Source organism: Marinomonas phaeophyticola (assembly GCF_026966905.1).
Lineage (GTDB): Bacteria > Pseudomonadota > Gammaproteobacteria > Pseudomonadales > Marinomonadaceae > Marinomonas > Marinomonas phaeophyticola.
This window is the reverse complement of record NZ_JAPUBN010000017.1, coordinates 280,253-305,489: the sequence shown is the minus strand read 5'-3', so window position 1 is coordinate 305,489 and position 25,237 is coordinate 280,253. Positions and strand designations below refer to the sequence as shown.

At 39.9% G+C, this 25,237-nt stretch carries 23 protein-coding genes and 1 pseudogene; 16 read left to right on the top strand and 8 right to left on the bottom strand.

Annotated features, from left to right (window positions below; all coding sequences use genetic code 11):
- Positions 1-78: 78 nt before the first annotated feature.
- Entirely contained in the window at positions 79-1,614 is a 1,536-nt protein-coding gene (locus O1D97_RS12720) for a M10 family metallopeptidase (protein WP_269126080.1), read from the bottom strand.
- Positions 1,615-1,871: 257 nt separating this feature from the next.
- On the opposite strand from O1D97_RS12720, the gene O1D97_RS12715 reads away from it, so the two are divergent.
- Positions 1,872-2,162: a putative quinol monooxygenase gene (locus O1D97_RS12715; RefSeq protein ID WP_269126078.1), complete on the top strand. Its 291-nt coding sequence runs from the start codon at positions 1,872-1,874 to the stop codon at positions 2,160-2,162.
- 134 nt (positions 2,163-2,296) lie between these two features.
- Here O1D97_RS12715 and O1D97_RS12710 read toward each other — a convergent pair whose 3' ends face one another.
- Positions 2,297-2,776 carry an Lrp/AsnC family transcriptional regulator gene (locus tag O1D97_RS12710; RefSeq protein WP_269126077.1) on the bottom strand — a complete coding sequence of 160 codons (480 nt, stop codon included), beginning with the start codon at positions 2,774-2,776 and terminating at the stop codon, positions 2,297-2,299.
- 235 nt (positions 2,777-3,011) lie between these two features.
- Between O1D97_RS12710 and O1D97_RS12705 the strand changes: the two genes are divergently transcribed.
- Both O1D97_RS12705 and aceE read left to right on the top strand, forming a co-directional pair.
- Positions 3,012-3,656, top strand: coding sequence for a hypothetical protein (locus tag O1D97_RS12705; protein ID WP_269126076.1), 645 nt, complete (start codon positions 3,012-3,014; stop codon positions 3,654-3,656).
- Entirely contained in the window at positions 3,551-5,683 is a 2,133-nt protein-coding gene (aceE, locus tag O1D97_RS12700) for a pyruvate dehydrogenase (acetyl-transferring), homodimeric type (protein WP_269126118.1), read from the top strand. Before O1D97_RS12705 ends, aceE begins: the two co-directional genes overlap by 106 nt.
- Before the next feature lie 25 nt (positions 5,684-5,708).
- Here the strand turns inward: aceE and O1D97_RS12695 are convergent, their stop codons facing one another.
- Positions 5,709-6,806, bottom strand: coding sequence for a GGDEF domain-containing protein (locus O1D97_RS12695; protein WP_269126074.1), 1,098 nt, complete (start codon positions 6,804-6,806; stop codon positions 5,709-5,711).
- Positions 6,807-7,022: 216 nt separating this feature from the next.
- The gene (locus O1D97_RS12690) at positions 7,023-8,966 is read right to left on the bottom strand and encodes a RecQ family ATP-dependent DNA helicase (RefSeq protein WP_269126072.1); all 1,944 of its coding nucleotides are present in this window, start codon (positions 8,964-8,966) and stop codon (positions 7,023-7,025) included.
- Between the two features lie 205 nt (positions 8,967-9,171).
- Here O1D97_RS12690 and O1D97_RS12685 point away from each other — a divergent pair, with 205 nt between their 5' ends.
- The 8 genes and pseudogenes from O1D97_RS12685 to O1D97_RS12650 all read left to right on the top strand — a co-directional run bounded on the left by O1D97_RS12685 (position 9,172) and on the right by O1D97_RS12650 (position 17,695).
- Complete coding sequence (locus O1D97_RS12685) at positions 9,172-9,774, top strand: response regulator transcription factor (RefSeq protein WP_330221482.1); 603 nt, start codon at positions 9,172-9,174, stop codon at positions 9,772-9,774.
- Between the two features lie 128 nt (positions 9,775-9,902).
- Positions 9,903-11,102, top strand: coding sequence for a sensor histidine kinase (locus tag O1D97_RS12680; RefSeq protein WP_269126071.1), 1,200 nt, complete (start codon positions 9,903-9,905; stop codon positions 11,100-11,102).
- Positions 11,089-11,295, top strand: coding sequence for a sensor histidine kinase (locus tag O1D97_RS12675; protein WP_269126069.1), 207 nt, complete (start codon positions 11,089-11,091; stop codon positions 11,293-11,295). Before O1D97_RS12680 ends, O1D97_RS12675 begins: the two co-directional genes overlap by 14 nt.
- Entirely contained in the window at positions 11,292-12,344 is a 1,053-nt protein-coding gene (locus O1D97_RS12670; RefSeq protein WP_269126067.1) for an ABC transporter substrate-binding protein, read from the top strand. Before O1D97_RS12675 ends, O1D97_RS12670 begins: the two co-directional genes overlap by 4 nt.
- A gap of 263 nt (positions 12,345-12,607) precedes the next feature.
- Positions 12,608-13,738, top strand: coding sequence for a 4-oxalomesaconate tautomerase (locus O1D97_RS12665; RefSeq protein WP_269126066.1), 1,131 nt, complete (start codon positions 12,608-12,610; stop codon positions 13,736-13,738).
- A 72-nt stretch (positions 13,739-13,810) separates the two neighbouring features.
- A complete protein-coding gene (locus tag O1D97_RS12660; RefSeq protein WP_269126064.1) occupies positions 13,811-14,920 on the top strand; it encodes a Bug family tripartite tricarboxylate transporter substrate binding protein in 1,110 nt (369 codons plus the stop codon).
- An 85-nt stretch (positions 14,921-15,005) separates the two neighbouring features.
- Positions 15,006-16,999, top strand: a pseudogene (locus O1D97_RS19945) (tripartite tricarboxylate transporter permease).
- Between the two features lie 213 nt (positions 17,000-17,212).
- Positions 17,213-17,695 (top strand): cupin domain-containing protein, encoded by a 483-nt coding sequence (locus O1D97_RS12650; RefSeq protein WP_269126062.1) that lies wholly within the window; start codon positions 17,213-17,215, stop codon positions 17,693-17,695.
- A gap of 84 nt (positions 17,696-17,779) precedes the next feature.
- Here O1D97_RS12650 and O1D97_RS12645 read toward each other — a convergent pair whose 3' ends face one another.
- The 4 genes from O1D97_RS12645 to O1D97_RS12630 all read right to left on the bottom strand — a co-directional run bounded on the left by O1D97_RS12645 (position 17,780) and on the right by O1D97_RS12630 (position 20,715).
- The gene (locus tag O1D97_RS12645; protein WP_269126060.1) at positions 17,780-18,244 is read right to left on the bottom strand and encodes a CreA family protein; all 465 of its coding nucleotides are present in this window, start codon (positions 18,242-18,244) and stop codon (positions 17,780-17,782) included.
- Between the two features lie 4 nt (positions 18,245-18,248).
- A complete protein-coding gene (locus O1D97_RS12640; protein WP_269126058.1) occupies positions 18,249-19,061 on the bottom strand; it encodes an ion transporter in 813 nt (270 codons plus the stop codon).
- A 227-nt stretch (positions 19,062-19,288) separates the two neighbouring features.
- Complete coding sequence (locus O1D97_RS12635; protein ID WP_269126056.1) at positions 19,289-19,996, bottom strand: GIY-YIG nuclease family protein; 708 nt, start codon at positions 19,994-19,996, stop codon at positions 19,289-19,291.
- Between the two features lie 92 nt (positions 19,997-20,088).
- A complete protein-coding gene (locus O1D97_RS12630; RefSeq protein WP_269126054.1) occupies positions 20,089-20,715 on the bottom strand; it encodes an O-methyltransferase in 627 nt (208 codons plus the stop codon).
- 260 nt (positions 20,716-20,975) lie between these two features.
- Here O1D97_RS12630 and thrS point away from each other — a divergent pair, with 260 nt between their 5' ends.
- From thrS to pheS, 5 genes are all read left to right on the top strand, one after another.
- The gene (gene thrS, locus O1D97_RS12625) at positions 20,976-22,913 is read left to right on the top strand and encodes a threonine--tRNA ligase (protein WP_269126053.1); all 1,938 of its coding nucleotides are present in this window, start codon (positions 20,976-20,978) and stop codon (positions 22,911-22,913) included.
- Between the two features lie 8 nt (positions 22,914-22,921).
- The gene (gene infC / locus O1D97_RS12620) at positions 22,922-23,455 is read left to right on the top strand and encodes a translation initiation factor IF-3 (RefSeq protein WP_269126051.1); all 534 of its coding nucleotides are present in this window, start codon (positions 22,922-22,924) and stop codon (positions 23,453-23,455) included.
- 67 nt (positions 23,456-23,522) lie between these two features.
- Positions 23,523-23,717, top strand: a complete 195-nt coding sequence (rpmI, locus tag O1D97_RS12615; protein ID WP_269126049.1) for a 50S ribosomal protein L35 — start codon at positions 23,523-23,525, stop codon at positions 23,715-23,717.
- Positions 23,718-23,763: 46 nt separating this feature from the next.
- The gene (gene rplT / locus O1D97_RS12610) at positions 23,764-24,120 is read left to right on the top strand and encodes a 50S ribosomal protein L20 (protein WP_269126047.1); all 357 of its coding nucleotides are present in this window, start codon (positions 23,764-23,766) and stop codon (positions 24,118-24,120) included.
- Positions 24,121-24,239: 119 nt separating this feature from the next.
- Positions 24,240-25,235, top strand: coding sequence for a phenylalanine--tRNA ligase subunit alpha (gene pheS, locus O1D97_RS12605; protein ID WP_269126046.1), 996 nt, complete (start codon positions 24,240-24,242; stop codon positions 25,233-25,235).
- Positions 25,236-25,237 lie beyond the last annotated feature (2 nt).

Here is a 25,237-nt window from a genome sequence, read left to right as displayed (position 1 = left end):
GAAATACAAAAAGACAAGCGGCTACTTAGTGGCTTGTCTTTTTATAAATTAAGTAAAAAATTTGCTACGGCTTTTGCTTTACGAGAGCATAATACTAACGTTGTCATTAAATACGAGTGTCTCGACCCCTACGATTTCGGCTGCAAAGTTCTCTCCTAAAAGAGTGTAACCGTTGTTTGATTGAACGTAATTGACGGCGGATGAAGATTCATCTACATAGACAGTATCAATACCATCACCACCGTTCACTATATCGTAACCACCATCATATAGTTGGATAATATCATTACCTGATCCCGTATTAATCACGTTGTTTACAGCATTGTCACGGACGATATCATTACCTGATCCCGTTAATACGTTTTCTATCCAAACGCCAAATGCAATTGAAAGATTATTTTGACCTGTATAAATTGAGTCCGCGTTATCGTTATAAACATCATGTATCCAATCTGAAAAGTCTGGCGCCTGTTGATCATCAAGCCACGTTAATGTATCTGCTATTTGCTGGTCAATATCTCTTATATCGACAGAAGAATGCTGTCCAGCCCTTAAGTCAATATGGCTATTTCCTTTTGTGTTCGATACATTGATTGTATCTGTTCCACCAGCATCCCAAATTGTTAGGTATTTTTTATCTGCAAATGACAGTGAATAGGTATTGTCTTCTGTTGCATAAGTGGTATTAACACCATAGATAGCTTGTAGTGCGGCGACATCAAGTAGACTAAAGGCGTCTCTTAGCGCATCTTGACTGTATACGACGTTTATTCCTAAGGTTGATGGATTATAGTCAAAAATCGGTATAACTTCTCTGACATCTGTATAAGACATGATTGAGTAATCTGAATTTTCAAAGTTACTGGCTAACGAGTTTGGTTTTTCAAAAGAATGCTTCAAACCTAAGGCATGTCCTAATTCATGAGCTAAGGTATTCAGCGCTGTACCACCTGCCTTATAGTCATCAGTTGTTTGGTAGACGTTGTTAAGAAAAACCTCTCCTCCAATAGGAGAAACCGACGGATAATAGGCAAATCCATCTGTGCTGCCTGAAAATGTTAATGTATTAAAATTAATGTCTCCTTGGGTTGATGCTACTTCTGAAAAGCTAAGTAAAGTCAAGTTGGAGGTGTCTTGTAATACATCTTTTACGGCCATTTGCGCTGCTAAACTCAATTCTTGCCATCCGCCCTGAGGTCCCGTTGATAGATAGCTGCTTGATAGTGCGGAATAATAGTATTCTGGGAAAGATGTATTAAAACTATAAGTAAGGGTGTTGTTTGACCAATAATCTCCAGACGCTAGTGCATTTATATTAGTACTATTTAATGGCTGTATTGAGTCTGTATTAAGGTCTAAATCTTGGTGGCTAAATATTTCAACATTGCTTACTACTAAATCGAGTACTCGACTGTTTAACCCGGCTTGGTCAAAAAAATTAATCACCTCTTGTAAGCTCACACCTCCATAAATTTCAGCGAGCATGCGATTGGTTACACCATACTCGGCTGAAGTTTGTAAAATAACGCTGGGAGTATTTATGTTCGCTAATATAAAGTCTCTAGCCTCAGTAAGGGTGATGCCAAACCCCTTTAAATAATCCACTGTTGTCATCTGAAATTACCTTATTGAAATGAATAAAGACGTGATTAAATTCCTAACTTGCATGTAGTTTTCCATTAATTCTAGCCTAATGCTAGGAGAACCCTGTAGGTAAATGTACTTTTAAGGAACTACAATGTGTAATAAAGAAAGATTATCTAATTTTATTTGATAATGTTTCAATTATTAAGTGGTTTATTTGGGTTAAATATGAGCTTATCATCACTCAATCAAATCAACATAAACCATCACTAAGTGAGGAATTTAAAATGGCTCAACTTACTATCGTTGCTAATATCGTTGCTAATGAAGACAAAATTGAATTAGTTAAAGCAGAACTTATTAAGCTAATCGATATTACTCGTGCAGAAGACGGTTGCATTAACTACGACCTTCATCAAGATAATACAAACCCTGCACATTTTATGTTTTATGAAAACTGGGAAACGCGTGAACTTTGGCAGACTCACATGGGCAACACTCATTTAGCTGAATACATGGCGGCAACAGAGGGTGCTGTGACATCTTTTACATTAAATGAGATGACAAAAATCGGCTAACCAAACTTAGAACGTTCGTTTCTTTAGCGTAATAATGGGTTAATCATATTTGCGGTTAACTCATTAATTTTTGAACTATATCGAATAGTATTGTTGCACCTATCTCTGTCTTTATTAGATAAATGAACAAGTCCTTATTTTCCTAAGTGATCCAGATTGTAGGCTGTCTTATGTATAGGTTGTCGCATTATGAAATTAGTAATAATGGAGCTGACACCTTCAATGGAGGCTAGGTGGTCTAGCAAGAGCTGTTGATAGTGATCTAAATCACGAGTGACAACTTTTAAAATATAATCAGACTGACTTCCTGTTACTAGATAACACTCCATTACTTCTGGAATGTTTATTACCGCGTCTTCAAATATTTTCAACTTATCCTTACTTTGTTTCTCGAGTGATATTTGAACTAAAATAGTCATTGGTAGGCCAATTTTCTTCGGGTCTAAAACAACGATTTGCCTAGCAATTAGCCCTTGCTTTTCGAGTTGCTTAATACGTCTTCCGCAAGGCGTTTGAGACAAACCAACTAACTCCGCAATCTCAGCAACACTTATTCGAGCATCTTCCTGAAGAATGTCTAAAATCTTTCGATCGATGCGATCCAACGGGTGCATATGTTCTCTCCTAAAGTTTGAATATTTATGAAGTACGATTAGTTACAGCTCATCATAGTAGCATTGCTTAGTTTTTTATTGATGTGTTTTTTTTAGATAATTAAGTCAAATTATAATTAAATATTGACGTTATAAATCAATTATATGTTTATTAACATTGTTTTTTAGCCATTTTCACTCATTACGTCGTGCTACTATTTTTAAAACAATAAAAGCGGGTAGTGAGGGGTTGGTGATGAATGATACAAAGGCTAAGTACACTTATAATAGAGATGAGCTGACACTTGAAAACAGTGATTGGTTAGAGGCAATTGAGTACATTCGTTGCGAGCAAGGAGAAGAGCGAAGCCGTGAAATATTACGTTTACTACAAGATCATTTGCTTAAAAAAGGGGTGGCTTTAACGGAGGCAACACTGAATACCCCCTATCGAAATACCATTCCTTCTTATTTGCAACCTAGCTATCCTGGTGATCTTGCGATAGAACAAAAAATTGAAAATATTATCCGTTGGAATGCGATGGCGATGGTATTAAAAGCCAATGATAATGGTTCGGGTGTTGGTGGCCATATTACTACATATCAGTCTGCAGCTACTATGTTGGAAGTCGGGTTTAACCATTGGTTTCGCAATCGATCAGATTCTTATGGTGGTGATATTTTGATGGTACAAGCTCATTCATCACCAGGCGTTTATGCAAGAGCCTATCTTGAAAACCGCCTTACTACACAGCAAATGGAAAATTTTAGACGAGAATTACAAACGGGGGAGGCCTGCCTTCATACCCTCATCCACGACGATTACCGGATTTCTGGCAGTTACCGACGGCTTCTATGGGACTTTCAACACCGTCTGCAATTTATCAAGCTCGATTTATGAAATATTTAGAGAATCGAGGGTTGAAGCCTCAAAACGGCGGTAAGGTATGGTGCTTTATTGGTGATGGTGAGTCCGATGAACCCGAAGTACTTGGAACCATTAATATGGCTACAAGGGATAATCTTGATAATTTAGTGATGGTCGTAAATTGTAATTTGCAGCGTTTAGATGGACCTGTTAGAGGCAATGGAAAAATTATTCAGGAATTAGAACGCAGTTATCGTGGTGCTGGTTGGAATGTTATTAAAGTCATCTGGGGCAGTGAATGGGATGAATTATTTTCTCGAGATCAGGACGGTTTATTGCAAGCTCGCATGGATAGAGCCGTAGATGGTGATTATCAATTTTATACTGTCTCTGATGGTAAAACAGTACGTGATCATTGGGTAGAAGGTGATGACCGTCTTGCACAATTAATGAACATACTAAATGATGATGAAATTCGAATGATTCGTCGTGGAGGGCATGATCGAAAGAAAGTCTATGCCGCGTTTGAAAAAGCCTCTAAGAATACAGGTAAACCAACAGTAATCTTAATGAAAACCGTTAAAGGTGACGGTATGGGGGCGTCGGCAGAAGGGCAGAATACCGCGCATCAGAAAAAGCAGTTTACCCCGCAAGAACGAATTGATATTGGTAAGCGTTTTGGGATTCCGTTATCGGATGAGCAAATGGCTAAAGCAGAATTGTATAAACCAGCGGCAGATAGTCTCGAAGCTCAGTACCTTCATAGACATAGACGAAAATTGGGAGGGTATTTACCTTCCCGTGATACCACTCAGCCCAACTTAACGGCGCCACCATTAAGTTTATTTAAATCTGCAATAGAGGGGTCATCAAGAGAGCAATCTACAACCATGGCTTTTGTCCGAATGTTGGCGTCTATTTTAAAAGATAAAGCATTGGGGCGATTTGTTGTTCCTATTGTCCCTGATGAAGCGAGAACGTTTGGGATGGAATCCTTATTTAAGCAGTTTGGTATTTATTCAAGTGAAGGTCAAAAATACAATCCTGTCGACGCATCATCATTATTACCTTACAAAGAATCTAAAGACGGTCAGCTTTTACAAGAGGGCATCTGTGAGGCAGGGGCAATGGCATCATTTCTAGCGGCTGGTACGGCCTATTCAAATTTTTCGGTACCTATGATCCCGTTTTATATCTTCTATTCTATCTTCGGTTTTCAGAGAGTTGGAGACATGATCTGGGCCTGTTCAGACTCAATGACTAAAGGTTTCTTATTAGGGGCGACAGCAGGGCGAACCACACTAAATGGCGAAGGTTTACAACATCAAGATGGGCATTCTCATGTACTCTCCTCCACTGTTCCCAATTTGAGAAGTTATGATCCTGCTTTTGCCTATGAATTAGCAGTAATTGTGCAAGCGGGCATAAAGAGCATGTATCAAGAGGGTGAAAATGTATTTTATTACCTTACATTATACAACCAGAATTACCCGATGCCAGCCATGCCAGAAGACGTTGAAGAAGGCATTATTAAAGGCATGTATTGTTATCAAAGAAGTGAACTCACTGGACATAAAGTACACCTTTTAGGCAGTGGCAGTTTAATGCAAGAAGTGATGCAAGCCGCAAAAATACTTGAAAGTTATGCTTGTAGTACAGATGTTTGGAGTGTGACCAGTTACAACGAATTGCTGCGACAGGCCCATCAAGTTGAACGTCAGAATAGATTGACACCAGAAAATACACAGAAGAATTACATCGAACAACTAATGCTTGATGAAGGAGGTGTCGTTGTAGCATGCAGTGACTTTATGAAGTCTTTACCAAGTAGTGTGTCTAATTGGTTTCCTCAGTCTTTTACCGCTCTAGGTACGGATGGTTTTGGGCTTAGTGAAGCAAGGCCTGAGCTAAGAGATTATTTCGAGGTTGATGCACGTTATATTGCTTGGTCTGCGCTGGTAAGCCTGTACGAATGCGGGCAGTTGGATGATGATACTTTGAAAACAGCACGAGTTCAATTACAGGTTCCAACCATGAAACCGGACCCAACGACTTTTTAATTTGGCTGTCTATAGCATGTGCGTCCTAGGCCGCATGTGTTATAAGACGATTGCGCCCAGCTTCCTTGGCTTTATAAAGTGCTTTATCAGCGAGTTGTAGGGAATCTTCAATATTAAGCATCGTCTCACTATGTTCAGTTATACCGATACTGATGCTTATGTTAATGGCATGACCATCTTTAATTAATGGTGTGCTTGATAGTGAGGCAAGCAGGTCTTGGGCTAAACGTTCGGCCTCAGCTAGCGTTGTATTAGGAAGTGCAATGCAAAACTCTTCTCCTCCAAGACGACCAAAAAGAGACGTTTCATCTAGCTGGGTTTGAATAAAGTCAGTGGTGAAGGCTAAGGCGGTATCACCCATTTGATGTCCGTATGTATCGTTGATTTTTTTGAAATGATCGATGTCTATCATCATGACGGAAATAGGGTACTGATGAGTATCTGCTTTACTTCTAATGAGCGCCAGGAAGGCGCCACGATTTAATATGCCAGTAAGGTTGTCGGTTTCGCTAATGTGCCTTAGTTTTGCCTGTAATTCGGTATTCAGTAAAAAACTCAAGCCGAAAGTGATTAATATGGAAAAAATAAAAACGTCTAAAAAGGAAAGCGCGTGTAAGGTATTTGCATCCATGAAATTTGATAGGGGAGTATCAGAGTAAGTGAAGGTGGCCCGCAAGATGAGGTAGCAAGAATGGAGAATAAAAATCCAAGCCAGTATATTTTCTAAAAAACGATAGTCTTCTCTTTTATCCATAAAAAACAGCCACGCACTAGCAAAACCAAGTGCGGATACCGTTAGTGAAATTATTATGATTCGCGCCGTGAGGTTAGGCATAAAATCAGTAAAGAAAAGGAAGGAAAGAAATAACGTCAGGCATACGAGGGTTAATGATCGAGTGGGGATTTTTCGTCCAACAAACACACTAATGCCTGCCAAAATATAGCAATACCCGATTGTAATGAAGGTATTGCTTACTGGAATGGAGAGAAAATCAGGAATGTGATTTCTAAGCCCTAGAAGCAATAATCCCGCCGCAATAAAGCTGTTGCCGATCGCCCAAAAACGCGTACTGCCGTTTTTAGGATAGATAAGAGCAAGTAGTAGCATTACGACGGACATCATTAGGCATACAAGCATTGTTACTAATGATAATGTTCTAATATCAAATATAATAATCTGGACCCTGCATTACTTTAGCGATAATCTAATATAAATACAGATTATAATCTACCGATGACATATCTTTATGTGTTAAATAATGTAAATTCGGTTTTTGATATTCTATTTTGGAAATAAATAGACGTTAACGGCCGGCTGCTTGCTTTATTGTGCTGCGATTTATCTGTGTATTTTCTCGATTAGCGCTAATGTATCTTTATAGCGTAGGTTATGGCATAGCCCAAATCCTTCCAGTTCACGAGCTTTTATTTTACTAAAAAGGGGTTGAGTAAGCCCTAATAGAAAACGACACTGCACTTTTGGTGTGATCCATTCGCTTGCCTCTGGGAATTTTTTATTTACACCTTCAGAAAGTGACGCTAATGCTTCTTGAATAGAATTCATTGATGGCAAGGAAGGGGGATTTGAGTAAGATAACGTTATTGGTTTTCCTAGACAGGCAGAACAATGCTGGCAATTCTCAGGCGCTTTTTTATCATCAAAGTAATGTGCGAGGCTTTTATTCAGGCAACTTTCAAGTTCGAAAAATTGTATAAGGGATTCGATGCGTTTAATTTCACTTTGTTCTTTTTCAAAAAAGTATTGCTCTAGGTGCAAGGGTAAGGAGACTTGATCTAGCTTGTTGAGATGAACATCGTAAACATCAGTCATTCCTTTTGCCGTTAACTCAATCAGTCCTTTTTCAGATAAATACTCTAATGCGGTCATTACCCTTGAGCGCTCAGCGCCATAGTGCTGAAATAACGCGTCGAAGTCTATGTCTCCCCAAACCCTTTTAAAGTGAGTATGGTTAAATATCGCTTCTAGAAAATGCTGCCGTTCACCCGAAAATGAACCAAGAATAGCGCTTCTATCTGCAATAAAGTGATACCGGATTTCTGCAAAATAGCTGTATTTTGGCTGAATAACGTGTAAAAGTTCAAGTTGTACTAAAATGGTTTTAAAGGGTAATTGTCGAATGTTGCATTGGTTCGCTACCTTTAGCAGTTGCATTGACCACTCGCCTTGCTGCTGATTTTTCTTGATGATATCAATGAGAGCGTCAATATTGTGGCGTTCAGGCGTATCAGAATAAATAAAGTTTTCAATGGTATGTAGACCATCTAAGTTGGCCAACAATATACAGTTGGATTTTTTTCCATCCCGGCCCGCTCGTCCAATTTCTTGACTGTAACTTTCTATGGATTTAGGGAGGTCATAATGGATAACAAAACGAATATCGGATTTGTCTATTCCCATTCCAAAGGCAATGGTTGCCACTATGAGGTCGACCTTATTATGCATAAAGTCCTGTTGAACTTGTTGACGAAATTCACTCTCCATACCCGCATGGTAAGGTACGACGTTGAACCCTTGCTGACGCAGTGTATGCGCTAAGCTTTCTGTCGTTTGCTGTTGGGTGACATATATGATACCGCAGCCTGATTGTACTTTAAGAGTCTCAATCAAGATGTGGTTTTTGTCCTCTTCATTAACGCTTTTAATATCGATATTAAGATTTGGTCTATAAAACCCTGTTTGAACAATGTGTTCTTTTTTTATATTAAACTTTTCCGCCATATCCTGTTTTACTTTAGCGGTTGACGTCGCGGTTAGTAATAGTACTAATGGAATCTGTAATTCATGGCGGTAAAATGGCAGCTTTAAATAATCTGGACGAAAGTTGTGCCCCCATTCTGACAAGCAATGCGCTTCATCTACCACTAACATTGATATGGGAATGTCTTTGATGAAGCGCCGAAAGCGCTCATTTTTGAAACGTTCAACCGATACCATTAAAATTTTAATCTTGCCCTGTCTAATTTGCTGCAATCGTGATTGGTATTCGTCTGCGGTGACACTTGAGTCGAGGCTGGTGGCCGCAATGCCGTATTTTTCAAGAAACGCAAGTTGGTCTTTCATTAACGCTAATAGAGGAGACACAACGAGGGTTAAATTAGGTAAATGCAATGCGGTAAACTGATAACATAATGATTTACCAGATCCCGTCGGGAAAATGGCCAATGATGAGTCGCCATTCAATAATTGCTGAATGGTTTCCTGTTGGCCTGAACGGAAATGATCAAAACCAAAAACCTCTTTAAGGGATTGGGTTACGTCCATGTGAAAAACTCCTCTACGTCGATCATCGAATTCTCATATAATGTTATAAATTATCTGGCCTATCTATTGATAAGAACCTTATCATAGGAAAGAAAATAGGCATAGTTGAGATGTAACTGTGTTTAAAAGACATCAATGTAGGTATTTGTTTTACAGTAAGTACCCGGATTTTCGCTTGATAACATATCCATTGAGAAGGTTGTAAATGAGATTATTAGTCATTGAAGATGATGCTGTTTTAGGCAACGCTATCTGTGATCATTACCGTAAACTGGGGCATGGAATCGATCATGTTGTTCGAGGTGATGAGGCAAATAGCATATTAAGGCATCAAAATTATGACTTAATTATTCTTGATTTAAATTTGCCTGAAATGAGTGGCTCTCGAATATTACAAAATCTACGTATTAGGAAAGACAATACTCCTGTCCTTATTTTAACCGCTCGAGCACAAATAGAAGACTGCATTAATCTATTGGATTTAGGGGCTGATGACTATCTCACGAAACCATTTGATTTTGGTGAGCTTGATGCCCGTTGTCGTGCCTTACTAAGACGTTATCAGGGTAATGCTCAAACGGCGCTTATGTTTGGACGGCTGGCAATTGATTTCAATGCGTGCAGTGTTTCACTCGATGGCGAAGAAATACAATTTAAGCGACGTGAATACCGCTTATTAGAAATTTTTTCAAAGCACCTTGGGAGAGTGCTCAGTAAAGAAGAGTTGATTAATCACTTATACGGGTTTGATGAGTTTCCTTCTGAAAATGCGATTGAAACCTATGTTGCCCGGGTAAGAAAAAAATAGAAGGCGGAAGTGTTGAAATTAAAACCATTCGAGGTTTAGGCTATTTGCTTGAGGAGCGTGAAAAAGTAGAGGACAGCAAGGATGATTGGTCTACTTTGTAACGTATAGAAAATGATTAAAATAAGTAATTGGTCAATACGAGAACAACTGATTATTGGAGCCAGTTTATTGTTGATTACTCTGGCGGGGGTGACTTTTTTATAGCTAACGCCTATGGAAAAAGTGCGGCACAATTGTCTTATGATCGAGTGTTATTTGGATCGGCTTTGCAAGTCGTTGAAAATATAAAATTGATTAATAATATCATTGTGGTGGATTTGCCTGTGTCTGCTTTTCAAGGGTTAAGTCTTTCCCCTGATGATAGAGCGTTTTATCAAGTGATTGCGGATAATCAGCATTTGACAGGGTATGAAGATTTATCGAGCGCATTTCGACCTAAAAAACGCATCCGTAGAGTGGATGGACCTTATGAAGCCGAATACTTTGATGGCGTTTACAGTGCTGAAAAAGTGCGTTTTATAAAATTGTCGAGAAAATTAATAGAGGGCGAATTACAGGTGGGTGTGGTTGTTTACCTAGCCCAGACACTGCAATCCAGAAATGAAATGGCGCATGATATTAGTGTCAAAGCACTGCAGCTCGTCAGCGTTATATTTACCATTGCGTTGTCCGTTTGTTATGTCTTTATTTGGTTTATCGTTAGACCGATAAGACGATTAAATACCGTACTTTCTGAGCGTGCGCCTACGGATTTAACGCCGATCGATACCGATGCACCAAAAGAAATTAGCGAGTTATTGCGGACAATTAATCACTTCATGATGCAATTGCAAAATACCTTGGATCGATTAAAGCACTTTACCAGTGAAACGGCACATCAGGTGCGCACTCCCTTAGCAGGTATTCTAGCTCAATCTCAAAATGCCCTGATGGAAAATGATAAACCCAAACGTCACTCTCAAATCACTCAGGTCATTGACTCCTGTGAATCCCTTAGTCGAACCGTAGATCAATTGTTAAATCAGGCGTTGTTAGCCCATCGATTTAAAAGCAAGGCGCTTGAGAAGGTATGGTTAGGTGCGTTAATAAAAGAAGTGTCACGGGATCAGGTGTTAACGGCTTTGCAGCAAAAAGTGGAGTTAGCGTATATCGGCCCTAATGATGATTGCCAGATTGTTGGGGATACAGTAGCACTGAAAAAAATGCTTCAGAATATTATTGAAAATGCCATCAAATACAGCCCTAAACAAGGTGTTGTGGAAATCACTCTCATTATTGAAAAAAATCGCGAAATTAACGATATCAGACCAAGGTATGGGCATTCCTGATTCAGAGAAACAATCTGTGTTTGATCGTTTTTATCGCGTTAGCAACAATCTTCAATCCGGGAGCGGATTAGGTCTCTCTATTTCAAAAGAGGTCGCCGATCATCATGGGGCTCAGTTGATGCTAAAGAATAATCATCCAAATGGACTTCTAGTGGAAGTGGTATTTCTAACCTTAGTGGATGCGTCTTTATGAACAAACCTGTCTTTATTTTGTTGTTGCTTTTGATTCCGTCTATTGAGGCGGCGAGTGTTAAATTTAGTTTTGAAAGTGACGTGTTTGAACGTTCTGTATTAGCGATTTATGGCGCGGCTGATTATCCAGAAATTGCACCAATTATTAACGCCTTTCAGAGAAAATACCCCACAATAAAGGTGGTTTATACAGAATGGAGTACCAATGCGTTATACGATGCCTTTTTAGAAAATGAGGTGGCTCACCCTGATATCATGTTAAGTTCTGCTATGGATTTACAGTTTAAACTGGTGAACGATGGCCATGCAATTAGCCACACTTCAACAGAAACAGAACGTTTACCGAATGGGGCATCATGGCGCAATCAAATTTTTGGTTTCACCTCTGAGCCAGCCGTGTTTGCCTTTAATACCGATGTGTTAGGTGATCAAGATATCCCTCATACTAGAACTCAGTTGGTGCAGTTTATCCAGCAAAATAGTCATCAATTAAACAATAAAATCGGCAATTTTGATATTGAAAATACTGGCATTGGTTATTTAGTATTAGGTCACGATCGTCTACAAACAAACAGTTACTATCGATTATTAGAAGTGCTAGGAAAAACCAATGCCCGCAGTTTTACCAGCAGCTCTTCTATGTTGAAAGCACTGTCTACAGGGGAGTTATTATTGGCTTATAATATCAATGGGTCTTATGCAAATACCTGGTCAAAATCGTACCCTAAAATAAAAGTGGTGATTCCAAAAGACTACACAACCGTTTTTATGCGGAGTGCCTTCATCCCCAAAAAGGCTCAAAATGTATTCGACGCAAAACGTTTTATCGATTTTATTTTGTCTGACGAAGGGCAATTAGCTCTTTCTAGTGAAACCAGCTTTAATCCAATTCGACAGGAATTAATTACGGAAGAAAAACGTGTTTTTATCGGTAGCTCAAGCAGTCTTCGGCCAATTCCTCTGGATCTGTCGTTATTAATATTTACCGATAAAATGAAGCGAGAAGTCATTCTCAATGAGTGGGAATATTTTATGAAAGATTTTGATTAGCCCTCGAACCTTCCCTATTTCAGCGTGTGTTCTTTGATATACCTATTAATTCTGCCTTTGAATACCAGCGCTAAGTCAGCTTGTTGACAGCTTTCCTCTCTACATTTGAACCTCCCAAGGGAGTTTTGGTTGTATTGATAATAGTATATGTCTGAATATTCAGTGGTAACTATAGGATTCTTATTAACTATTATTTGATTTCCCATACTCCCTTTTTATTTCATTTATAGCGTTTGCTATAGCAGAAAAGAAAAGAGGTTGTCATGACTGATCAAATTAAGGTCCCTTGTACCATCATGCGCGGGGGATCATCGAGAGGACCTTACTTCCTAGCAAATGATTTACCTGATGATTGGCCTTCCCAGGAAAAAATAGTGTTAGCTGTGATGGGCTCTGGTGATTCACAGCAAATTAATGGTGTGGGTGGTGGTACGAGTCTGACCAGTAAATCCGCCATAGTATCTAAGTCCAATCATCCAAATGCCGACATAGATTATCTTTTTATGCAGGTGTCTATTAAAGATCAAAAAATCGATATTGGACCTTCCTGCGGGAATATTTTATCTGGTGCTGTGCCATTCGCGATTGAATCCGGTTTAGTGGCGGCTGAAAATGGCGAAACATTAGTAAGAGTTCGTAATGTGAATACGGATTCTTTTATAGAGGTGACCGTGCAAACGCCAAATGGTGTGGTGGAATACGAAGGTGATGCCAGTATTGATGGTGTGCCAGGCACAGCCGCGCCTATTGTTTTGAATTTTTTAGATGTTTGTGGTACCAAAACAGGAAAACTCTTCCCAACAGGTAATGCGCGTGATGTATACGAAGGTATAGAGGTGAGCTGCGTTGATGCCTCCATGCCAATGGTATTAATTAAGGCGGAGTCTCTGCAGAAAACGGGTTATGAAAGCAAGGATGAACTTGATACTGATGCCGCGTTATTGGCTAAGATTGAGCGTATTCGATTAGCGGCCGCACTGGATATGGGGTTTGGTGATGTCACTGGCAAGGTCATACCTAAAGTCGGTTTGCTATCAAAGCCACAATCTGATGGCACGATTACCTCCCGTTATTTTGTCCCACAGAATTGTCATGCTAGCCATTCTGTTACCGGCGCTATTTGTATCAGTGTTGCTGCTGTGCATAAAAAAACCATTATCGGTGACTTAATTGATACGCCCTCCAATGAGACAAACTCGATCCGTATAGAACACCCTAGTGGAAAAATTGATCTGATTTTAAAAATGAAACAAGACGCCGAGACAATTGATATCTTGAGTGTTGGTTTGATTAGAACGGCGAAAAAAATCATGCAAGGTACGGTATCTATTTCAAAAAAGTCATTCTTTAGGTGTTTTGTCAGCTTCCTGACAGGATCACCCCCTAAAGTTTAACCGTACTTGCTATTAAGTAAATGATTACTTGATTCTCTAAATTATAAAAAATCTAAAATAAGAGAGTGAAACATGAATAATAATAAATTGTTTTTAAAACGAAAATTACTAACCTTATTTTCTTCGACCGTTATACTTTCGAGCGCCTTGCTTGTTTCGAACCAGGCCGCCGCCGAAGTCAGTTTTGAAGATAAAAGAGTCGAATGGATTGTCCCTTTTAAAGAGGGTGGTGGCTCCGATACTTGGGCTAGGTTCTATGGTCCACATCTTTCAAAAGCATTACCAGGTAATCCAACTGTGGTTATAAAGAACATTCCTGGTGGTGGCTCTACAAAAGGCGCTAACCAATTTCAGCGTCGTGGGAAAAATAACGGCTTAAATGTATTAGGAACATCTGGCTCTACACAGTTCCCTTATTTACTTGGTGATATTCGCGTTAAGTACGAATACAAGGATTGGGATGTGGTGCTGGCATCGCCAACAGGTGGGGTGTTTTATGTAAGCTCTGACCTTGGCATTAACTCCGCTAAAGATTTATTGCAGCTAAAAAATCATCAATTAAAGTACGGCAGCCAAGGGGCGACTTCTCTTGATCTTGTGCCTTTATTGGCGATGGATTTATTGGATATTGATGTTCAGGCCATTTTTGGAATGAAAGGTCGAGGTGCTGGTCGCCTTGCTTTTGAGCGTGGTGAAGTAAATGTTGATTATCAAACCAGTTCGGCTTACTTGAAAAAAGTCATACCGCTTGTGGAAGAGGGGCGTGCTATCCCCATTATGTCCTGGGGTATGTTGGATGAAAATGGAGATATTCAACGAGATCCGACTTTTCCAGATTTGCCTCATTTCTTTGAAGTGTATGAAATGCTTCATGGTAAAAAGCCTGAAGGACAAGGGTTTAAGGTTTGGAAATCCTTCTTTGTAGCTGGTTTTGCTGCTCAAAAAGGCATTTTTCTTCCACAAGGAACGGCCCCAGAGGTTGTAGAAACCTGGAGAAATGCGGTTGAAAAAGCCACACAATCAGCTGATTTTAAAGCGCAATCTTCTGCTGTATTAGGTGAATATCCGCAACTGGTTCACGAAGAGGCTCAAAAAGCATTTAAGGCGGCCTTAGATATTTCTGAAGAAGATAAAGCATGGGTTGTAAACTGGTTATTTGATAAATACAAAGTGAAATTGTAATTCTCTTTTCTTTTTAATTCTTGTGTTAGATCCATTCAGTCACTTATGGCGTTTATAGGTGGCTGAACTTCTCTAGGTAAATCTTATGATTGATGCTCTTCTTATTGCCTTACAAACCATTTTGTCAGGTACTCATCTGTTGTACTTAACGGGAGGTGTGTTACTGGGTCTTGCTATCGGAATCTTTCCAGGTTTGGGTGGTATTGCCGGTTTGTCTTTGCTCTTACCTTTCTTATACGGAATGGATCCTATTTCCGCTCTGGCTATGTTGATCGGGTTAGTTGCTGTTATACCAACATCCGATACTTTTACGTCGGTATTGATGGGGATCCCAGGGTCAAGTGGTTCCCAGGCGACCGTGTTAGATGGCTTCCCAATGGCGAAGAAAGGACAGGCTGCACGAGCCCTGTCAGCCGCATTTTCTGCTTCGCTGTTTGGCGGCTTATTCGGTGCCTTAGTACTTACTGTCTTTGTATTAATTGCTCGTCCTGTCATCTTGGCTTTTGGCTCAGCAGAGCTTTTTATGTTGACGGTACTCGGTTTGAGTATGGTTGGGGTATTGGCCGGTAGTAGTTTAATTAAGGGATTGGTGGGATGTGGTATTGGGATTCTATTCGGTAGCATTGGTGGTGCACCTGCGACTGGTGAAAACCGTATGACCTTTGAAAACTTCTATCTAATGGATGGTATCCCGTTAGTGGTTGTGGGCTTGGGGATTTTTGCCTTACCGGAAATTATCGATCTATTAAGACAAAACAGGGCTATATCGGATGCCTCAAAATTAGGATCTGGTTGGTTAACCGGTGTAAAAGATTTAGTCGAGCATAAGTGGTTAGCCGTACGTTGCTCCATTATTGGCTGTATTGTTGGCGCTTTGCCGGGACTTGGTGGCAGTGTTGTTGATTGGATTGCTTATGGGCATGCGGTGCAGACAACAAAAGATCAATCGGGTTTCGGAAAAGGGGATGTAAGGGGGTGATTGCACCGGAATCGGCTAACAATGCTAAAGAAGGAGGCGGACTTATTCCGACACTCTTATTTGGTATTCCAGGTTCAGGGAGTATGGCGGTTTTCCTTGGTGGTATGGTGCTGATTGGTTTAGAGCCTGGCCCTGCTATGGTTAGCACGGATTTAGACATTACTTATACTATTGTTTGGTCGTTAGCGGTTGCCAATGTTTTGGGCGCCGGTTTATGTTTGATGCTATCTAAATCGGTATCGCGATTAACGACGATTCCGTATAACTTAATGGCTCCTTTTATGATTATGGTGATTTGCTTTGCCGCCTTTCAAGCGACCCGTGATCTAGGTGATCTTATTACGCTATTGGGTATTGGTGTATTAGGTGTATTAATGAAGCGCTTTGGTTGGCCTCGACCTGCTTTTCTAATTGGGTTTGTATTGGCTAATGGGATGGAAACCTACCTTTACCAAGCGGTTCAATTTGATGGTGTAGGATTTTTGATGAAACCGGGTGTGATTATTATCAGCATTTTAACCGCGACGTCTATCTTTTATGCAGCACGCCATGCCGCTAAAACAACGAAGGCGGAAAAAGCAAAGCCAGCGTCTTTGAAAGAAGAGCGTGCCACGAACTTAGGGCCTCAAACTTTATTTGCTGGATTTGTGTGTGCCTTATTCGCCTATGGTATTTATGATGCAACGACTCAATCCTTTTTAGGTGGCATCTTTACAGGAAGTGTATCGGCTTTGATGTTGGTCTTGTCTCTTATTGTCTTTTATAAGCTATTAACCAATCAAGTGGATGATGCGGTCAATTTTGATAATGAAATATTCTCTGGTTACCGTGGTGATCCTAAAGTTGAGAAGTTAATGCATTATATTTATTGGTTAACAGCGTTAGTAATCGGATATGCCTTAGTGGGTTATATTATTGCGATTACGCTTTTCTTTGTGGTGTTCTTGTCTATTAAAGCAAGGTGCACACCTCAAAAAACACTGTTGCTAACGACCTGTGCAATTGGTTTTTTAGTCACACTATCTCATTTGATGGTGCTCGATCTACCTCAAGGCTTATTGCAGGATATGGTTGAATTGCCGTGGCCATTAGGGTTCTAAAACAATCATAGATACTGTATTGGGTTGATATATCGAATTTTAACGTGTTTTTTCGTTTTGCATGATTATGAGCTTCTCTTTGTAATCATGCTTTTTTTTGCCTGCCGTTTAAGGAGAAAGTAAGTTTGCTGCCTTTTTCTTCTTTTCAGATATTCATCTCTATTGAAAAAGATTAATCTACCTTTGTATTCATGACTTTTACAGGTAGATTGCATGGAAAAATATATTTTAAAAAAAGACGAAATTGATGGCTATGAAGGGATTCAAAAAACACATTTTTTAAACTCAAATGCAAAGCGACTAAATAAATCCCTAGGTGATTTAACGGGATTAACAGGTTTTGGTTTTCATATTATTGAAATACTGCCAGGACATGAATCTACTGAAACTCATGTTCATTATCATGAGGATGAGTGTGTTTATATCCTTGAAGGTGAGGCAGAAGCCACTATAGGTAACGAGGTCTATCACGTCAGTACGGGAGATTTTATTGGTTATAGGGCAGGAGGGTCTGCGCATAATTTGCGAAATATTGGCTCATCGGTACTTAAGTGTATTGTTGTGGGGCAGCGCCTAGAGCATGATGTGGCGGATTACCCTAAGTTAGAGAAACGTATTTACCGTCAACAGGGGATGCCTTGGAACTTGGTGGATATGGATTCGATACAGGAGCCGGTAGCGGGTAAGAAAGTTTGATTTCTCACTTACCAGGAATCGATGACTATTACGGGGGGATGCGGTAGCAAGCCGTCATGATTCGGATTGCTACCGCTTATGAAGTTATTTTGTAACCGGTGTTTGATAGGCTTCTGTTCCCCATAAAGGCACAGTAGATAGGCTGTGTTTAAAGCTGCCGGAGGTTTCTTTAGTTGAATAGGATACATACATCAGTGTTTGTGAGTCTTCATCAAAAATGCGGCGGACCTTCATATTTTTAAAGAAAATACTTTTCGACTTATTAAAAATAACTTCTCCTGACTTCGAACGATCGATGTTTTTTATCATGTCTGATGTGATTTTACCGGTTTGGCGACAAGCGATTGAGGAGTCACTAGGATCAGAAAAATCTAAGTCAGCCTCAATACTGGCGACATGGCAAGTTACACCAGTCACGATGGGATCGACTAAGGTGTTGAGTTTGATGTCTTTCGTTGTTAAAAGGCCTAGGCTGACGTCTCCTACTTCATTCTTGTCGCAGGCTATTAATAGGCTTGTCAGGGCGGTGATGACGAATAATTTAACCATGAGATTATTTATCCTTTTGATCTAATAATTGGCTCAGAGCCGCAATTTGCTTTTCTAAGGCTTTTACTTGCCCTTGAGTGGCAGGAAGAGCGTCGTTGCCTGCTTCTTTTTCTCGGGCACTCTGATGTTCTTGCGTCATGATTTCTAAAATCGTACCAACCATCATATTTAAAAATACAAAAGCGGTTAGAAAAATGAAAGTTATATAGTATATCCAGCTTGTTTTGTACACCGCCATTGTCTCATACATTATGTCTGTCCAATCTTCAAACGTGGCAATCCTAAAGAGTGTAAGCATAGATATGGATACATCATCCCATAATACTGGGTTTATATGGGCAAATAACATACTGCCAATAGCGGCATAAATATAGAAGATGACAAACATTAATAAGGCAATATAACCCATCTGAGGAATGGCTTTTAGTAACGAATTTACTAAAAGTCTTAGTTCAGGAATCATGGATACCAGTCGTAGCACTCGAAATATACGCAATAGACGTGCAATCAGCATGGTTGATCCCGCGGCAGGGTATAGGCTGCCGAGAACAATAATGGTGTCAAAAATATTCCAGCCTTTTGAAAAAAAGTGCTTAATTCCTTTGCTGGCGAAATAGCGAATAATTAATTCAACTAAGAAGAATAGAGTAATGAACGAATCCATCCAGTCAAGTGCTAGCTCAACCGAAGGGTGCAGTGCATATGTATGGGCTCCAACGGTTAATGCGGAAATGATAATGACCGCAATGACGAAGGATTGGAAAAATTTACTCTGATCGATACGTTGGAACCGCTTTTGTAGCTGCGATAGCATCATATTGGGACCTTACCTATGTGACTGAATAAAAAATAAGAGAGCATTATAGGGAAAGTACGGAAGAAGAATAGCGTTATTACTGATACTTTACCTAGAGTTAAGAGAAACAATCCAGTAAGACTATGGAGAAAGTAAAAATGTAAATGGCTGAGGAAACGCAATAAAAAAACCCCAGAGATCATATCGATGATGTTCACTGAGGTTTATTGTAACGAGCGAGCCTTTTATTAACCTTTACGACGACGGAAGGCCGAAGTGGAAGCTTTAGAGGTTAAATCAATCTTAGCCATGATTTGCGCCATCTCATCAGCTTGAGCTTGTTGAGCTGATTTCAAACGCTCTTCACGTTCTAGCTTTGATTGTTTTTCCGCTTCTCTCAGAAGCTTTTGAATCGCGGCTTTACTTTTAGGTCTGGTAATAGTGGGAGTCGATGTTTTTTTCTCACTATTTTTTTGTGCAGGGCCATCTAAGCGGTCTTCGCCAATAAGTTCGCCAAAGAACGAAGTAGAAGTCGGCTTAGGTTGGTCCTTTTTTGGAAGTGCTACCGTTTTTTTTGCCGCCGTTTTACGAGTGGCTTTCTTGACGGGGGCTGTTGTTGAGACACCATTCGCATCAAACATCGCTTTCTTACCAAAATTAGCCAGCGTCGGTTTTGCTGCCGATTGGCCTATTTTGTATCCACGAAGACTGACACCGTTATAGATAGCAACATAGTCTTGCTCTAATTCGTATAGTTCTTCTTTGTCATCCGTTTCATATAATTCTTCAACGGAAAATGCATCTGCACCAAACTCACGAATTTCATCGTATAGCGGGAAGTCCAAGCCTTCATTTGCTGCTTCAACGTATTGCTCAAAGCGTTGAAAACCGCTGTTAAAGGATGTGCCGATATAGTGCTTGTTTGTTTCGTTATTAGTGATTTTAAAAACGACCAAAATCGCTGCCTCTTTGAATTTTTTGAATAGCATAAGACACAAGATACTAAAAAGGATTACTTCTTAATATCCATGTGTCTCTTGTAAATGTATTAGTGTTTAATAACTAAGTTTAGACCATCACGAATATTTAGATGGACATTTTCAACGCGACTATCTTGAAAAATACGTTGATTTAATGAATCAACAGCTATATCGCTGTTTTCATTGGGATTGAGTACTCGTCCTTGCCATAAAGAGTTATCTATGACAATCAAGCCTCCTGATCTAACTAATGGAACAACCGCTTCATAATAATTTAGATAATTACGCTTATCGGCATCAATGAAGACAAAATCCAAACCTGCCGGAATGGTTTTAATTGTTTCTAAAGCTTGACCAAAAATAGGTGTGATTTTATGCCCGTATGCACTACGGTCAAAAAATGATTGAGCAAAATCAATTGCTTTTGGATTGGTTTCACAACAGATTAGTTGTCCATCTTCAGGCATGCCTTCTGCGATAGAAAGTGCTGAATACCCCGTAAACATACCAATTTCTAGTGCACGTTTAGGTTGAGACATTGTTGCAAGCAACTTTAAGGTTCGACCAATAGTTTTACCTGACAGCTTATTTGGATACCCCATTTCAGAATAAGTCCTATCTACTAATTCAAGTAATAGTTCTGGTTCTGCTTGAGTAGTATCAATGCAGTAGTTATCAAGTGCGTTATGAGTCATAAAACCTTGTGGAGTTGATTTGCTGTGAAACAGTCGGTAATTTTACCCTGCTGAGCTAGAAAGTCCAAGGGTAATTACAGAAAAAAAATCTCTGTTGATAAAAAAGTCAATTTTTATGAGGTTCTGCTTTTTGCAAGGCTTTTCGCAAGAAAAAACAGTAAATAAATTAGCATCATAGGTGAGTAAATGTTAATTTACTTGCCTTACTTTACATGTGCTCTTTGGTATGGAGCACCACTGACTCCGAATAGGGGAAAAAAATGCCTGAAATTACTTTGCCTGATGGCAGCAAACGTTCGTTTCCAAATCCTGTTACAGTGATGCAAGTTGCTGAGGATATTGGCCCTGGATTAGCAAAAGCAACGGTTGCAGGACGTGTAAATGGCGTTCTGGTTGATGCTTGTGAACTCATCGAAACAGACTCAGAGTTGAGTTTGGTAACGGGTAAAGATGAAGATGGTTTAGAAATCATCCGTCATTCTTTTGCTCATTTGATAGGTCATGCAGTAAAACAATTGTATCCAACTGCTAAAATGGCTATCGGTCCGACTATTGATAACGGTTTTTATTACGATGTTGCCTATGAACGTCCTTTTACAAATGAGGATATGGCGGCGATCGAAAAACGTATGCAAGAGCTTGTGAAGAAAGATTATGATGTCGTTAAGGTAATGACACCTATTCAAGACGCACGAACTCAATTCGTAGAGCGCGAAGAAGACTATAAAGTTGCACTCATTGATGGAATGGATGAATCGGTCACTCATGTAGGGCTTTATAATCACGAAGAATACATGGATATGTGTCGTGGCCCTCATGTGCCAAATACAAAAGTGTTACGCCATTTCAAATTGATGAAATTGGCCGGAGCCTATTGGCGTGGCGATTCAAACAATGAAATGCTTCAACGTATTTATGGAACAGCGTGGAACGATAAGAAAGAACTAAAAGCGTATCTTACTCGTCTGGAAGAAGCGGAAAAGAGAGACCATCGTAAATTAGGTAAAAAACTGGATTTATTCCATGTGCAAGAAGAAGCACCGGGAATGGTATTTTGGCACCCTAAAGGTTGGACTTTATATCAAGTGATTGAGCAGTATCTTCGAGTTAAACAAAGAGAAAATGCTTATCATGAGATTAAAACACCCCAGATAGTTGATCGTGTTTTATGGGAAAAATCCGGACATTGGGGTAAGTTTAATAGTGGCATGTTCACGACTCATTCGGAGAATCGTGATTACGCTATTAAACCAATGAACTGTCCTTGTCATATACAGGTCTTTAATCAAGGCCTTAAGAGTTACCGTGATTTGCCGTTAAGATTTGCGGAGTTTGGCTCGTGCCATCGTAATGAGCCTTCAGGTTCTCTTCATGGCATAATGCGTGTGCGTAACTTTGTGCAAGATGATGGCCATATTTTTGTAATGGAAGATCAATTACAAGAAGAGGTTTCTGAATTTATACGCTTGTTGCATGAAGTATATGAGGACTTCGGTTTTACAGATATTATCTATCGTCTATCAACTCGTCCTGAGCAACGCGTTGGATCAGACGAAGTGTGGGATAAGTCGGAGAAAGCGTTAGCGGATGCCTTAAATGCAGCAAATTTGGATTGGCAAGAATTACCTGGTGAAGGTGCTTTTTATGGTCCAAAAATAGAATTCTCTTTAAAGGATGCTATTGGTAGGGTCTGGCAATGTGGTACTATTCAAGCCGATTTCTCAATGCCGGGCCGTCTGAGCGCTCAATTTGTATCGGAAGATGGATCTAGGCAAACGCCTGTGATGTTGCACCGAGCAATTGTTGGCTCTTTGGAACGCTTTATTGGTATTTTGATAGAAGAGACAGAAGGGAGTTTTCCAGCTTGGTTGGCTCCTGAACAAGTTGTAATTATGAATATTACCGATCGACAAGCGGATTTTTGCGAAGATTTAGCAAAAAGATTCAATTCTAATGGCTTTAGGGCCAAACTAGACTTGAGAAACGAAAAGATCGGGTTTAAAATTCGTGAGCATACAATACAACGTGTGCCTTACCTAATCGTGGTAGGGGATAAAGAAGTTGAGCAACAGCAAGTTGCTGTAAGAACCCGTACCGGCGAAGACCTCGGCGTCATGAGTGTTACTGATTTTGAGGAATTGCTTCGAAAAGAAGTCGCTCGCCGTAGTCGTAAACAAGAATTGGAGATTTCACTATAAAAGGTAATATGAACCGCGGACGTCAATCAAGTAAGCAACGTCCGCTAATCAACGAAAACATACAAGCCACCGAAGTACGTTTAATTGCGGAAAATGGTGATCAAGTAGGTGTTGTTTCGATTGAAGAAGCACTAAAAGCAGCTGAAGAGTCTAAACTAGATTTAGTGCAAATTGCAGATTCTGATCCTATTGTTTGTAAAATAATGGATTACGGTAAGCATATTTTTGAGCAAAAGAAAGCGAAAGCTGCTCAGAAGAAAAATGCTAAGCAAATTCAAGTGAAAGAAATGAAATTCCGTCCAGGGACGGAGGAAGGGGATTATCAGGTAAAACTCCGCAACCTGATACGTTTCCTTGAAGGTGGGGATAAGGCTAAAGTGTCGTTAAGATACCGCGGCCGTGAAATGGCACATCAGGAGCTTGGTATGCAACTTATGAATCGAGTCGCTTTAGACTTAGAGGAATATGGTGCAGTAGAGCAAGCTGCGAAAATGGAAGGTCGTCAATTGACTATGGTGCTAGGCCCCAAAAAGAAGAAGTGATTTTGGTTATCTAAATAGATAGCAGGAAATTACGCTAACATTAACGAATGCGAAGTGGTTTTTAATAATGAACAAAATTAAGTCACACAGTGGCGCAGCTAAGCGTTTTAGACGTACTGCGAATGGTTTTAAGCATAAACAGTCTCATACTAGTCATATCTTGACTAAGAAATCGACTAAGCGTAAGCGTCAACTTCGTGCATTGCACCAAGTTGCACAGAGCGACAAAGCGTTAATTGTACGCATGTTGCCTTACATTTAAGTATTTGGTCATTTTTTAGTTAATTAATTAGTATAAGGTTTATATTATGCCTCGCGTAAAACGTGGTGTTCAGGCTCGTCGCCGACACAAAAAGATTTTAAAGCAAGCTAAAGGTTATTACGGTGCTCGTAGCCGTGTGTTTCGTGTAGCGAAACAAGCGGTTATCAAAGCAGGTCAATATGCGTATCGTGACCGTCGTCAACGGAAGCGTCAATTCCGCGCATTGTGGATTACACGTATTAACGCTGCGGCTCGTATCAATGGTATGTCTTACAGCCGTTTCATTGCTGGTTTGAAGAAAGTAGCAATTGAGATTGACCGTAAAGTATTGGCTGACCTAGCTGTGTACGAGAAAGAAGTTTTTGCTGCAATCGTTGAAAAAGCGAAAGCAAGCTTGGCTTAATTTCTGACGTAGCATTAAAGGTTTCCTTGTTTTTGCATTGTAAAAATAAAGAAATCTGAAGCAGTCTTTAATAGGGGAAGAGCTATGCTCTTCCCCTATTTTATTTTTGGGAGTAATGAATGGAAAACCTGAAGCAAATTCTTTCGGATGCGTTGGGCGCTGTGTCTTCCTCTGAAAGTGAATCTTCCTTAGATGAGATTCGAGTTAAATATCTTGGTAAAAAAGGCGAGTTGACGGCCGTACTTAAGCAGCTTGGTAATGTTTCAGCAGAAGATAGACCTAAAATTGGTCAACTTGTGAATGAGGCAAAAGCACAGGTTCAGTTAGAAATTACAAACAAAAAAAACATACTTGCCGCCGCTGCATTGAATGCGAAGCTAGCAGGTGAGGCGATTGACGTTACCTTATCTGGTCGTGGTCAAGATGTGGGTGGTTTGCATCCAGTAACCAGAACTCAAGAAAGAATTGAGGGCTTTTTTAAAGGTATCGGTTTTGATGTTGTTGGTGGGCCTGAGATAGAAGATGACTATCATAATTTTGAGGCGCTAAATATTCCAGCTCATCACCCAGCTAGGGCGATGCAGGATACATTTTACTTTAATGCCAATACCGTATTGCGAACTCATACCTCTCCTGTTCAGGTAAGAACAATGGAGACATCGCAACCACCTATTCGGATCATATGTCCTGGTAGAGTATATCGTTGTGATTCCGATCAAACTCACACACCAATGTTTCATCAGGTGGAAGGGCTTTTGATCGATGAGAATATTTCCTTTGCTGATCTTAAGGGCACGTTACAGCAGTTTTTAAACGTCTTTTTTGAAGACGATGTGAAGACACGCTTCCGTCCAAGTTATTTCCCATTTACTGAACCGTCAATTGAAGTTGATATTTGGCGTATTAACAGCAAAGGCGAGGGGTCTTGGTTAGAGGTTCTAGGCTGCGGTATGGTGCATCCAAAAGTACTAGAAATGTCGGGTATAGATTCAGAAAGGTACACGGGTTTTGCTTTTGGAATGGGTGTTGAGCGTTTTGCAATGTTGCGCTATCGCGTAGATGATTTGCGTATGTTTTTCGAGAATGACTTGCGATTCCTTAAACAATTTAATTAATT